This is a genomic window from Gordonibacter sp. RACS_AR68 (genome assembly GCF_030418485.1).
In the GTDB taxonomy this organism is placed as follows: domain Bacteria; phylum Actinomycetota; class Coriobacteriia; order Coriobacteriales; family Eggerthellaceae; genus Gordonibacter; species Gordonibacter urolithinfaciens.
In genome coordinates, this window is record NZ_JAIPUP010000004.1 from 267,353 (window position 1) to 279,833 (window position 12,481).

Annotated in this window: 9 protein-coding genes; 1 reads left to right on the forward strand and 8 read right to left on the reverse strand. The window is 65.1% G+C overall.

The window, feature by feature from the left end:
- Window positions 1-17: 17 nt before the first annotated feature.
- The 5 genes from K9U15_RS10390 to K9U15_RS10410 all read right to left on the reverse strand — a co-directional run bounded on the left by K9U15_RS10390 (window position 18) and on the right by K9U15_RS10410 (window position 8,417).
- Complete coding sequence (locus tag K9U15_RS10390; RefSeq protein ID WP_096227014.1) at window positions 18-2,366, reverse strand: ATP-dependent helicase; 2,349 nt, start codon at window positions 2,364-2,366, stop codon at window positions 18-20.
- A gap of 443 nt (window positions 2,367-2,809) precedes the next feature.
- Window positions 2,810-4,546, reverse strand: coding sequence for a Na/Pi cotransporter family protein (locus tag K9U15_RS10395; RefSeq protein ID WP_096227015.1), 1,737 nt, complete (start codon window positions 4,544-4,546; stop codon window positions 2,810-2,812).
- A gap of 164 nt (window positions 4,547-4,710) precedes the next feature.
- The gene (gene aroF, locus K9U15_RS10400) at window positions 4,711-5,511 is read right to left on the reverse strand and encodes a 3-deoxy-7-phosphoheptulonate synthase (RefSeq protein WP_096227016.1); all 801 of its coding nucleotides are present in this window, start codon (window positions 5,509-5,511) and stop codon (window positions 4,711-4,713) included.
- A complete protein-coding gene (locus K9U15_RS10405) occupies window positions 5,508-5,789 on the reverse strand; it encodes a chorismate mutase (protein WP_015540464.1) in 282 nt (93 codons plus the stop codon). The genes aroF and K9U15_RS10405 overlap by 4 nt, the downstream gene beginning before the upstream one ends.
- Before the next feature lie 405 nt (window positions 5,790-6,194).
- A complete protein-coding gene (locus K9U15_RS10410) occupies window positions 6,195-8,417 on the reverse strand; it encodes a molybdopterin-dependent oxidoreductase (RefSeq protein ID WP_301156056.1) in 2,223 nt (740 codons plus the stop codon).
- A gap of 209 nt (window positions 8,418-8,626) precedes the next feature.
- Between K9U15_RS10410 and K9U15_RS10415 the strand changes: the two genes are divergently transcribed.
- On the forward strand, window positions 8,627-10,180 hold the full coding sequence (locus tag K9U15_RS10415; RefSeq protein ID WP_301156057.1) for a LuxR C-terminal-related transcriptional regulator: 1,554 nt from the start codon (window positions 8,627-8,629) through the stop codon (window positions 10,178-10,180).
- Here the strand turns inward: K9U15_RS10415 and K9U15_RS10420 are convergent.
- The 3 genes from K9U15_RS10420 to K9U15_RS10430 form a co-directional block, all read right to left on the reverse strand.
- Entirely contained in the window at window positions 10,144-11,079 is a 936-nt protein-coding gene (locus K9U15_RS10420) for an undecaprenyl-diphosphate phosphatase (protein ID WP_096227017.1), read from the reverse strand. The two genes, K9U15_RS10415 and K9U15_RS10420, sit on opposite strands and share 37 nt — an antisense overlap.
- A gap of 30 nt (window positions 11,080-11,109) precedes the next feature.
- The gene (locus K9U15_RS10425; RefSeq protein ID WP_227114948.1) at window positions 11,110-11,352 is read right to left on the reverse strand and encodes a hypothetical protein; all 243 of its coding nucleotides are present in this window, start codon (window positions 11,350-11,352) and stop codon (window positions 11,110-11,112) included.
- 104 nt (window positions 11,353-11,456) lie between these two features.
- The gene (locus tag K9U15_RS10430; protein WP_096227018.1) at window positions 11,457-12,371 is read right to left on the reverse strand and encodes a DUF5655 domain-containing protein; all 915 of its coding nucleotides are present in this window, start codon (window positions 12,369-12,371) and stop codon (window positions 11,457-11,459) included.
- Between the last annotated feature and the right edge of the window lie 110 nt (window positions 12,372-12,481).

Consider the following 12,481-nt stretch of genomic DNA (forward strand, 5'->3'; position numbering starts at 1 on the left):
CCGTCGGCGCCTGCCGCCTAAGCGCCGATCTTCACGATGGGCGCGTAGTCCTTCAGCAGCTTCTTCGTCTGGCCCGACTTGGCGAACTTCACGTAGAGCGTGTCGCCGTCCACCTTCGTCACCTTGCCGCGGCCGAACGTCTTGTGGTCCACGGAGTCGCCGGCGGCGAACGCCATTTTCGCCGCAGCCTTCTTTCCCGCGTCGGGACGCGCGTACGCCTCGGCGCGACGGTCGGAGCGGCCGGCGGAACCCGAGGCGCTCGAGCGGCCGAACACGCGGCCCTCCCCCGCCTCGGCGCCGGAGCCCGCGATGCCGCGGCGGCTGCCGCGCTTCTCCCAGCCCGTGCCGCTGAAGCCCGCCGACCCCACGCCGGAGGACTGGCGCAGCTCGGCAGGGATCTCCTGGATGAAGCGCGACACCGGGTTCGCCGACGTCTGCCCGAAGATCTGGCGCTGCGAGGCGCAGGTGAGGAACAGGCGCTTGCGGGCGCGCGTGATGGCCACGTAGGCCAGGCGGCGCTCCTCCTCGACGCTCGCCGCGTCTCCCACCGAGTTCATGTGGGGGAACAGCGTCTCCTCCATGCCGGCCACGAACACGCAGTCGAACTCGAGGCCCTTCGACGAGTGCACGGTCATGAGCGTGACCGCGTTGCCGTCCTCCGCCACGGTATCGAGGTCGGTGCGCAGGCGCACCCACTCGATGAAGTCCGCGAGCGAATCACCCCGCAACACGCGCGCGGGGGCCGCATCTGCAGCCTCGTCGTCGCCCTCCGCCGTAGGGGCCGCGTAATCCGCATCCTCGTCGTCATGGGTATCCACGAACTCGTCCACCACGCCCAGGAACTCCTGGATGTTCTCGATGCGGCCGCGCGCCTCGTCGGTGTTCTCGGCCTGCAGGGCGCCGATGAGGCCGCTCTTGTCGATGACGGCCTCGATGACCTTGCGCAAGTCGCCGCCGTAGGTGCGCGCCTCGTTGATCAGGCCCACGAACGAGGCCACTGACTGGCGCGTGGAGGCGCGCAGCTCCGGGTCCACGATGGCGAGCTCTGCCGCCTCGATGAACGGCATGTCCATCTCGCGCCCGAACTGCTCGATGCGCTCGATGGTGGTCTTGCCGATGCCGCGGCGCGGCACGTTGACCACCCGCTTGGCGGCGATGTCGTCGGCAGGGTTCACGATGAGCGTGAGGTAGGCCATGACGTCGCGGATCTCGGCGCGGTCGAAGAAGCGCGTGCCGCCCACGATGCGGTAGGGCACGCCGGCGCGCAGCAGCATGTCCTCCAGCATGCGGGACTGGGCGTTCGTGCGGTAGAACACGGCCATCTGGTTGTACGAAAGGCCCGCCGAGCGCTGCTTCTCTATCTCGCCGGCTATCCAGCGGCCCTCGTCGCGCTCGTCGGAGGCCAGGTACACGTTGATCTTCTCGCCATCCTCTGAGGCCGTGAAAAGCTTCTTCTGCTTGCGGTGCTGGTTGTTCGCGATGACGGCGTTGGCCGCGGCCAGTACGTTGCCCACGCTGCGGTAGTTCTGCTCCAGCTTCACCACGTGGGCGTTCGGATAGTCCTGCTCGAACTCCAGGATGTTGCGCAGATCGGCGCCGCGCCACGAGTAGATGGACTGGTCGTCGTCGCCCACCACCATGATGTTCTTGTGCCCCTCCGCCAGAAGCTGCGTGATGGCGTACTGGGCGTGGTTCGTGTCCTGGTACTCGTCCACCATGAGGTAGCGGAAGCGCTGCTGGTAGGCGGCGCGCACGTCCTCGTGGTTCTTGAGCAGCAGGTAGGCGTAGAGCAGGAGGTCGTCGAAGTCGAAGGCGTTCGCGGCGCGCAGGCGCTCCTGCAGGCGCGCGTACACGCGGGCGGCCACCTTCCCCACCGGGTCGGAGGCCTGTTTCTCGAAGTCGCCCGGCACCACGAGCTCGTTCTTCGCCGTGGAAATGCGGTTCATGAGCGCGTTCACCGGGAAGCGCTTGGGGTCGATGTCCAGCTCGGCCATGATCTCCTTGTACAGGCGCTTCTGGTCGTCCACGTCGTAGATGGTGAAGTTGCGCGTGAAGCCCAGCTTCTCGGCGTCGGCGCGCAGGATGCGCACGCACATGCTGTGAAACGTGGACACCCACATGCCGCGGCAGCGCGGGCCCACGAGGCCGTTCAGGCGCTCGCGCATCTCGGCGGCCGCCTTGTTCGTGAACGTGATGGCCAGGATCTCCCACGGGGCAACGCCGTGGTTCTCGATGAGGTTCGCGATGCGGTACGTGAGCACGCGCGTCTTGCCCGAGCCGGCGCCCGCCAGCACGAGCAGCGGCCCGTCGATGGTGACGACCGCCTCGCGCTGCGGCCCGTTCAGGGTTTCGATGTCGATTGGCATGTGAGCAGTCTCCTACGGATGGAGGTGAAATCAAGCTTCCGTATTCTACCGCTTTTCCCGCAGGGCCGCGGACAAACGCGCGCAATCTGCGCAAGGGGCAACGTCGGTAGGTTCGCCGAGAGCGCCGAGAACCTGATTCCATGGCAGTTTTTGACGTTAGTCGATCATCGGGCGGCACCGCAGCATCGCCGCCAACATCTCGCCCGTCCATCGCCCCAGCTCAGCGATGTGGCGCCTCATACCCACGCAGCAAGGGAGCCGAGGGAATGATCAACTAACGTCAAAAACTGCCACGAGACGTCGTTTCGCGCGCTTTCGCACCGAAAGCGGCAGGGCAACGTGAGAAAACACGACTATGAGACGTCATCCCCGTCCCTGCGTCTCCGTCCTGCGTCTCCGTCTCCCCACCACGTCTCCCCATCTCGCCCCAGGCTGCCGGCCCGCTATGCGCACGCCTCGGCCAGCTCGTCGAGCGGACCGGCGGGCTCGTCGCCGCCGGGGCGGCCGGCGCCGAGGGAGTCGCGCCACATGGACAGCTCCGCGCCGTGCTCCACGAGGTTCGAGCACTCGTTGCCCGCGCGCTCGAGCCCGAGCAGCAGCTGGTTGTACACGGCCTTGTTCTCGGGCGCGCACTGGCGGCTGCTCACGCGGCGGAAGTGGGCTTTGCGGGCCTTGCTCTGGCGCTTGATGATGGCGCGCCGGCGCTCGTCGAGCACCTGCTCGGATGCCGCATCCTGGTCGCTTAGGAACCGCAGCACCGCATCGTACATCTCCGACACCATGGCAGCGCTCTCGGCCAGCTCCTCGCGCGCCTCGTCCGAGAACGGCTTCTTGGATGCGAGGTTCTCGCCGTAGAGCCCGGCCACCTCGCCGCAGCGCGAGCCGATGCGGCCCACCGCGTCCACGATGGACATGAGGTCGGTGATCTCGGCCGCCTGCCGCTCCGAGGTCGCGCCGGCACTCAGCAGCTCCACCGCGTAGTTCGCAAGCTCCACCTCCGCGGCCTCCACCTGGGCGCAGTCGCCTTGCAGGGCCTTGAGCGCGGCGGCGTCCCGGCTCGCGACGGCCCCGGGCAGCGTCTCCAGCATGGAGCCCACCTTGTCGCAGAACTTCTGCAGCTCCTCGCCGAACATGCGGATGGCGAACACCGGCTGGCCGAGGATGTTCTCGTCGAGCGTGACGAGCGCGCCCGGCCCGTGCTCTTCCTCCTTGCCCGGAACGAGGAACGTGACGATCTTCACCATCACGCCCAGAAGCGGCAGCCACAGAAGCGTGCAGACGACGTTGAAGGTGGTGTGGGCGTTCGCGATCTGCCGCGCGATGACGTCAAGCTCGGGACCCGGCGTGATGAGCTGCACGAACGAGGCGAGCACTGGCACGAACCAGATGAACAGAAACGCGCCCGTGACGTTGAACACGCTGTGCGCCACGGCCGTGCGCTTCGCGTCGCGCGACTGCCCGATGCAGGCCAGAAGCGCGGTGATGGTGGTGCCTATGTTGTCGCCCAGCAGGATGGGGATGGAGCCCTGCAGGCCCAGCACGCTGGTCACGCCGTCGGGGCCGGGCTGGGAGGCGAAGCTCTGCAGCACGGCGATGGTGGCGCTCGAGCTCTGCACCACGAGCGTCATCACCGTGCCCACCACCACGCCGAGCGCAGGGATGTCCTTCACCTGGTCGATCATGGTCAGGAACACGTCGCTCTGCGCGAGCGGCTTCATGACGGCGCCCATCGTGTCGATACCCACGAACAGGAGGCCGAACGCGAACACGGTCTGGCCGATGTTCTTGATTCGCTCGTCTTTCGCCACGAACCACACGATGAAGCCCACGAACACGATGAGCCAGATGTAGTCGCTGATCTTGAAGGCCATGAGCTGGGCCGTCATCGTAGTGCCGATGTTCGCGCCGAAGATGACCGCGATGGCCTGGCGCATGGTCATGAGGCGCGCGCTCACGAAGCCGATGGCCATGACCGTGGTGGCGCTCGAGCTCTGCAGCACGGCGGTGGCCACGGCGCCGGCCAGCACGCCGAGCACGGGATTGGAGGTGAGCAGAGACAGGATCGACTTCATCCTGGCGCCGGCGGCCTTCTGCAGGCCCTCGGACATCATGTTCATGCCGAACAGGAACACGGCCAGTCCGCCCAAGAGGCCGAACACGGTTTCCATCGGAGCGTTCACGCGGGACTCCCCTTCGCTTCATCGGTTGCAGCGTCAGTGCACGTGAGTCGAAAGGATACCGGGCGGACGGTAAGGCCTTCGTCAAGGGAAGGTAAAGCTCGGGTAAAGTTTTTACGAACGGGGCGTGTCCGCCGGGTTTCCGCCCGTCGGACGCGTCCGATCCTTTACACGATGCGCTTGCCGAAGACGGCGGCGATCTCGCGGAGCTTGGCGACGAGCACCTCGAACTGGGCGGGCGTCAGCTGCTGCGGGCCGTCGGAGAGGGCCGCGGGCGGGTTGGGGTGCACCTCGATCATGAGGGAGTCGGCCCCGGCCGCCACGGCGGCGTAGGCGAGCGACGGCACGAGGTCGCGCTGGCCGGCGGGGTGCGACACGTCGATGCACACGGGGCACAGCGACTGCTTGTGGATCACGGGCACGGCCGCGATGTCCAGCGTGAAGCGCGTGGCCGTCTCGAACGTGCGGATGCCGCGCTCGCACAGCACCACGTTGTCGTTGCCCTCGGCGGTGAGGTAGTCGGTGGCGGCCAGCCACTCGGCGATGGTGCCCGCGAAGCCGCGCTTGTACAGCACCATCTTGTGCGACTCGGCGGTCACCTGACCGATCTTCTTCAGCAGGCTGAAGTTCTGGAAGTTGCGCGCGCCCACCTGTAGACCATCCACGTAGGAGTGCACGAGCTCGCAGTGCGCGGAGTCCATGACCTCGGTGAGCGTCTTCAGGCCGTGCTTCTCGCCCGCGTCGCGCATGATCTTGAGGGCTTCCTCGCCCAGGCCCTGGAACGAGTGCGGGTTCGTGCGCGGCTTGAACGCGCCGCCGCGGATCCAGGTGAGGCCGAGGCCGGCCACACATGCGGCCACTTCGTCGAACTGCTCGACCGACTCCACGGAGCACGGGCCGGCGAAGATGGTGATCTCGTCGGAGCGCGATCCGAGATCGGGGATAGAGGGGATGTTGACTTCGCTCATACCGACGGGGTCTCCTTCATGATCTTGAGAATGGTGGCGTAGATCTCGCGCAGGTTCTCGTTGTACAGGGGACCCTCGTTGTAGCTGCTCACCTTGGCGAAGATCTCCTCTTCGCGCTTGGCGTCGTACAGGCCCAGATGGGCACCGGGCTTGAGACCGCGGATGACCAGCGAATGGCCGGCGCGCTTGTTGAGCAGCGCGACGATCTGGCGGTCGATCTCGTCGATCTTGGCACGATGTTCCTGAATCTCCGCAAGGGAGGTGTCTTTCTCAGACATCGGCTTTCCTCTCATGGCTCTCATGCGATAACGTGCGTTTCGGCCCGCGCCCCCGCACGTTGGAGGGCCTCTTCGGGCAACACGTGTGCCTGACATGATAGCAAAAGCGGCGCGCCCGGTAAGCGCGCCGCTGGGATTTAGCGGGAAGAACCACGGAAGCGGACGGCCATACGACGATCAGTCAGCGTTCGCCTCTTGGAGCCTTCGGCGGGACCGGTGCCGCCGGCGCGCCCGGGGCCGGTGCCCCGGCAGGCGCCGCAGCGGCGGGGGCGTCGGCGGGCGGCGCGTCGAACGGCTCGCCGCACTGCGGGCAAACCGTCGCCGCCACGTCGTCGCAGACGTAGTGGCATGCAAGGCAGATGCGTGCGCCCATGGTGGTCGATGCAGGTCGGAAGCACATAGATACTACGCCTCCCCCTCTTCGCACTTGTACACCTTGGCGGACGCGCCGGTGAGCGGCCACGAGCCCATGAGCGGGTCGAGGTACTTCGGATCGTCGTCCAGGATGACGTTCACGTTCGACTCGTACACGCCGAACAGCGACGGCTCGGCCTCGGGCTTCTCGGGGAACCACCAATCGTGCTGCACGCTGATGACGCGCGGGTCCACGATGGTGGTCGTGCGGGCGCGCTGCCTGATGCGGCCCTTGTGCGTCTCGATCCAGCACCAGTCGCCCGGGGCGATGTTGAGCGCCATGGCCGTGTCGGGATGGATGTCGAAGATCGGGTCGGGATGCAGGTCGCGGTACGCGCCGGGCTGGCGATGTTCCGTGTGGTAGAACGGCATGAAGCGGGCACCCGTGATCATGCACAGCGGGTACTCCTCCGCATAGGCGGGGTCGGCTTCGGGGAAGTTCGGCGGATACTCGAAGCTCGGCAGCGGGTCGAAACCCTCGCCCAGCTTCTCGATGATGGTGGAGTACAGCTCCACCTTGCCGGTGGGCGTGAGGAACCGGAAGCCCTCCTTCTTGTACTTCTCGGGCTCGTTGGGCACCTTGAGGTACTTCACCTTCTCGCAGAAGTCGCGGAACTTCATACCAAAGGGAGCAACCTGGTCGTTCATCATATCCTCATAGGACGGCCCCCACCACTTGTCGGCGAAGCCCAGGCGCTCGGACAAGCCGTACCAGAACTCGTAATCATCGCGGAAGTCGATGTCGGTGCCGCCCTCGAAGCGCTCGACCACCGGCATGCTGCCGGCCATGCTCACCTGCTCGACGTCCATCGTGGGGTAGCCGATGCTGCAGCGCTCGAGCCACGTGGCCGCGGGCAGCACGTAGTCGGCGAGCGCCGCCGTGGGAGTCATGAAGTAGTCGTGCACGATGAGCAGGTCGAGGCTCTTCAGGGCCTCGTGCACGAGGCGCGTGTTCGAGAACGCGAGCATGGGGTTGTCGGCCTGCACGATGCACGCCTTGATGGGGTACGGGTCGCCGCTTACCATCTGGCGGAACAGCAGCGGGGCATTGCTGTAGGGGTAGAAGCGCGGATAGGCTTCGGAGATGATGTCCCAGCCCTTGAACGTGAGGCCGGGGTACACGTCGTTGCCCACCATCTTGTCGCGCTGCTCCTGCGGCAGGGCGTCATGGGAGAAGTTCATATCCTCGGTGTTGCCGCGATCGCCCGGCATGGTGAGCTGGTCGCCGCCCACCTTGTCGATGTTGCCCGTGATGGAGCGCAGGATGGCCTTCGCGCGGATGGCGCTCGTCGCGTTGATGCCGCAACCGTCACCTCCCTTCTCGCCCCACGGCAAGCACGCCGGCTTCGTGGTGGCGTACATGCGGGCGGCCTGGCGGATCTTGTCAGCGGGGATCCAGGTGATCTCGGCCACCTTGTCCACCGGGTACTCGGCCGCACGGACCTTGAGCTCGTCGAACCCGTGGCACCATGCGTCCACGAACTCGTGGTCGTAGAGGTCCTCCTCGATGATCACGTTGATCATGCCGAGCGCGAGCGCTGCGTCGGTGCCGGGGCGGATCTGCAGGAACAGGTCGGCATGCTGGGCCACCTCGCAGTAGCGCGGGTCGATGACGATGAGCTTGGCGCCGCGCTCCTTCATGTTCTTGAGCGTCCACTGCCAGTTGAGCAGCTCGGATGCGGCGGGATTGCGACCCCAGAGCACCACGAGGTCTGCGCGCTTCCAGTCAGACTTGTCGGAGCAGAAGCCGCCGTAGGTGCAGGGCTCCAGCCACATGTCGGAGCTGTAGCAGATGGTGCCGTTGCCGCCGGTGTTGGGACTGCCGAACAGGTTCGTGAACTTGTAGTGCAGGTTCGACTGGGTGCGGTACGTACCCTCGAGGAAGCAGAGCGTCTCGGCGCCGTACTCGTCCCGCAGCGCAGCCAAGCGCTGCGCCATCTCGTCGAACGCCTGATCCCAGGAGATCTCCTCCCATTTGCCCTCGCCGCGCTCGCCCGCGCGCTTGAGCGGCTTCTTCAGGCGGTTGGGGTTGTACTCGAAGTCTTTCCAACGATCCTGCTCCAAGCGGGCGCACACGTAGCCCTCGTTGTGCGGGTTGTCGGGGTCGCCCTCGATCTTCACGATGCGCCCGTTCTCCTTCGTGCAGAGCACGCCGCAGTTCAAGTGGCACAGGAAACACGACGCCCGCTTGACTTCCCTCGTCGTCTCGGCCATAACACAGCTCCTCTCTCGCCCGTCGCCGCTTCTGCGGCGATCCCCGGATGCCATCGTTTGACACAAGGTGCGACGTTGCGCAAAGATGGTGGGTAGACGATACGGCCGAGCAAAGGCGCCCGTCATCACCCTGGGATCGTGATCGGCTGCCCACCAGGCCGAAGAGCGTCACCTTCGCAGAGTGATCCGCGAGGACGAGAGGCGGCAGAATGGCAGAGAACCAAAGCGATCGAAACGGGAGGGAGGCGGAGGGAAGCGCCTCGGCCATGCGAGGATCGGCGGCCTGCGTGCTGGCAACCTTAGGGTTCGCCTGCCTGACCGTCTGGGGAACCTATATCGTATTCTCGCCGGCGTTGCCGCTCTTGTCGTTCGAGGCCGTGGAGGTCGGCGTAGCCTGCCTCATCGTGTCGCGTGTGACAGCCAACGCCGCGCTGTTGTTCTGCCTGCGAAGGCCCGATGCCGTGTTCGACCGGCTGAAGAGGCTCGTACTCCCCGGCTCGCTCGCGCTGCTGGCGCCCGCGTTCGCCCTCTCGGCGCTCTGCTGGAGCGGGGCCGTGGGCGGTGACGCCGTGCTACCCGTGCTGGTGGCCGCGTGGGTGCTGCTCGGCGCTGCGGAGCTCGCGCTCTCCCTGTCGTGGGCGGTGCTCTTCAGCATGATGCCGGCGAAGTGGACGGCGCTCTCCATCGCCTGCGGCGGAGCGCTCGCCACGCCCCTGTTCCTGCTGGTGGCCGGAGCCGGCGAACCTCTTGTAGGATTGCTCGGCATAGCGTTTTGCCTCGTTGCCTGCGACCTTCTGGCATACTTTCTGCTGCGGAAAACCGGTGAGGAAGAGCTTGCGGCCATGAAGGGGTTCCACCGCGAGCCCGCGATCACTTTGAAAGCAGCGTTGTCGGTGGCGACAAACGGGCTCGTATACGGTTACGTCGTGGTCATGCTTGCGCTCATGGGCCTGCCTTCGGTTCTCGTAGCCGCCGCTGCCGGCGTGGTGGGCGCCGGAGTGGCCATACTCTGGGCCGTCAAACGCACGAGGTCGAGGTGGGATGTGGGCACCATGCAACGGGCCACCGTGCCCATCGTGGCCGCCTCCATCCTGTTCATCCCGTTCTGCGACGAAGTGGGACGCACCGCATGCGGGGCCGTAGCCATCGGGACGTTCGCCTATGCGACGCTCATGGAGTGGACCGACCTCGTGGTCTCGAATGCCGAGTTCCAGCTCTACCCGGTCAGGCGCTACGCCAAGGGCCGCTTCGCGCAGTGGACGGGTTTCACGGCGGGCGTGCTCGTTGCCTACTTCGCGTTCCACGCCTTCCCGCTCGCCGCCGAGCAGCTCGCGCTGCTGTCGTGCATCATCGCCGTGGTCGTGGTGGCGGCGTTCGCACTCTACGGGGCAGACGACTCGGAGACGAAGGAGGCGCTGCTCGCAGTCATGACGGCCGGGGCCGACAGCCCGCCGATCATCGACCCGCCGAAGAACGCCGCGCCGTTCCGCGAGCGCTGCGACGCCGTGATGCGTCAGTACGACCTGTCGCAGCGCGAGATGGAGGTGTTTTTATGTTTGGCGAAGGGACGAAACGCCGAGTACATCCAGCAGAAGCTGTTTATCAGCGGCAATACGGCGAAAACTCACATCGCCCATATCTACCGCAAAATGGGCATCAACTCGCAGCAGCGGCTCATCGATATGGTAGACCGCGAGGCGGAGGCGACGCGCAAATGCGACGAGCCCTACGGCAGCATGCCCATCGACTCGAACACGAAGTAGCCCAGCACCAGCACGCCCACCACGATGCGGTACCAGCCGAACGCGGTGAAGTCGTTCTTCTTGATGTAGCCCATGAGGAACTTGATGGCTACCACCGACATGACGAACGCCGTCACGATGCCCACCGCGAGCACGACGACCTCCGTCATGGTCATGGCCAGGCCCGCGGCGAAGAACTTGAGGCACTTCACCAGGCCCCAGCCGAACATGATGGGAATGGCCAAGAAGAACGTGAACTCGGCCGCCGCGGTACGCGAGCAGCCCGACAGCATGCCGCCGATGATGGTGGCGCCGGAGCGGCTCGTGCCGGGGATGATGGCGAGCACCTGGAAGCAGCCGATCTTGAGAGCGGTCTTCCAGTCGATCTCGTCCACGTCGGTGATCTTGAACAGCTGCGCCTCGGCCTCGTCGGCCACGTCGCCGTACGGCTGGCGCGCGTGGCGGCCGCGCGGCGCGGCGAGGACCGCCTCCGCCTCGCGCAGGCGGCGGCGGTTGCGACGCTCCAGCACGATGAACGCCACGCCGTACACGATGAGCATGGCCGCGACGGTCACCTTGTTGTAGAAGTGCTCGTTGACCCAGTCGTCGAACAGAAGCCCGATGATGGCGGCCGGGATGCAGCCGATGGCCACCATGCCCCAGAGGCGCCAGGTACTCTTCTTCTGCACGCTCGTCTTCTTCGGCGAGAAGGGGTTGAGCTTATGGAAGTACAGGATGAGCACGGCCATGATGGCACCCAGCTGGATGACCACGAGGAAGAGCTTGAGGAATTCGTCAGACACCTGCAGCTTCACGAACTCGTCCACGAGAATCATGTGGCCGGTGGACGAGATGGGCAGCCACTCGGTGATGCCCTCCACGATGCCGATGAGAAACGCTTTCAATGCTTCGATGATCATGCGCGAGTACTTCCTCGTTGTCCTTCGATATTACTGTTTGTGCTGGTAATGGTCCTGCAGCATGGCGATGGCCAGCAGGGCGACCGAGAGGCACAGCCCCATGAGCACGAACTTGGGGGCTTCCTGCCCCACGGCGATGGTGGCGAACGCCACGACGGCTATCACAAGCGCCGCCAGCTTGCACAGGTACGAGATGCGCCGGTTGAACGAGGCATGCAGGTCGCGCCTGCGCTCCTCGTCGAGCTCGCCTCTGTCCCTGTTCGCTTTCTCCATGCCGGGCATTGTACACGACGCCGACCGGCGAGGTCGAAGAAACCACAGGGGGAACACGGGCGGATTGGGAAGGTGATCGGGACGCCGCGGATGCCAGGAGGACGCTAGTTCTCCAGGTAGGCGCGCTCGAGAAGGGGCTTCACCTCTTCGAGCTCGTCGAGCGAGGTGAGGCCGACCTCGATATCGCCTGTTCCCCAATGGCCTTTGCCCGAGCAGTCCCTCACCAAACTCGTCTCCGCAACCGTCGAGGCGTCGAGCGCCAAATGAAGGATCACCCGCTTCTGGTTGACCTCTATGCACACGATGTTGCGCACCTTCTTGATGGCGAGGTAGAGCTTCAGCTCGTTCTCCGACACGTCGTCGCCGAACGAGGCCATGTAATGGCGGACCTCGTCGACCACCTCGCGCAGCTTCTCCGGCGCTCCGGCCAGCTGCTCGGCGAATGTCTTGTCCACGTATTTCTTGCCGAGCGATCCGCCCGTCGTCGCCGAAACCGACGGAGCGGTCGACGGCGCGTTCAAGAACTCGAACAGGATGACGTCGTCGCTCTTCGCGTAGCGGACGAGCCGGATGTTGCGATTCATCTGCTTGATTGCGTGGAGATCGTATTTTCCGAAGGAGCTGGCGACGCAGTACACCGCCGGAGAGCTCCAGTCTATCGAGTCGGCGACCTGCTTGCCGAGCTTGTCGAGCACTAGCCGCCAGAAGTCCGCACGATGATCCATGAGCCAGTCCAAGTAGAACAGTCCCTGATTGATGACGTTCTCGTTGGAGTCGCGTTTGTACTCGAACACGATCGGAGAGTTGTTCTCGTCAATACCGAGGCTGTCGATCCGACCGGCCTGGTTCTCGTATTCCCCCGCATGGTTGATGACGTACTCCGTTTGCAAGAACCTGATGCCGAAGAAGGCCTCCATGTTCGCCTCGATGAGCTGCTGCACGCCTTTCTCGAGCTTTGCCGGCTTGAGCTCGATGGCGCGCACCGAAGGCTTGATGTTGAACAGCTTGATGTCTCCCATTGGATTCCCCTTCGCATGGCGAGTGATGGCTCAATTTGATTATAAAGGCTGTCAGGCCGGCGGCTCATGCTGTTTTTTGTGCAGTGCGCGTATATGAAGCTGCGACCTGC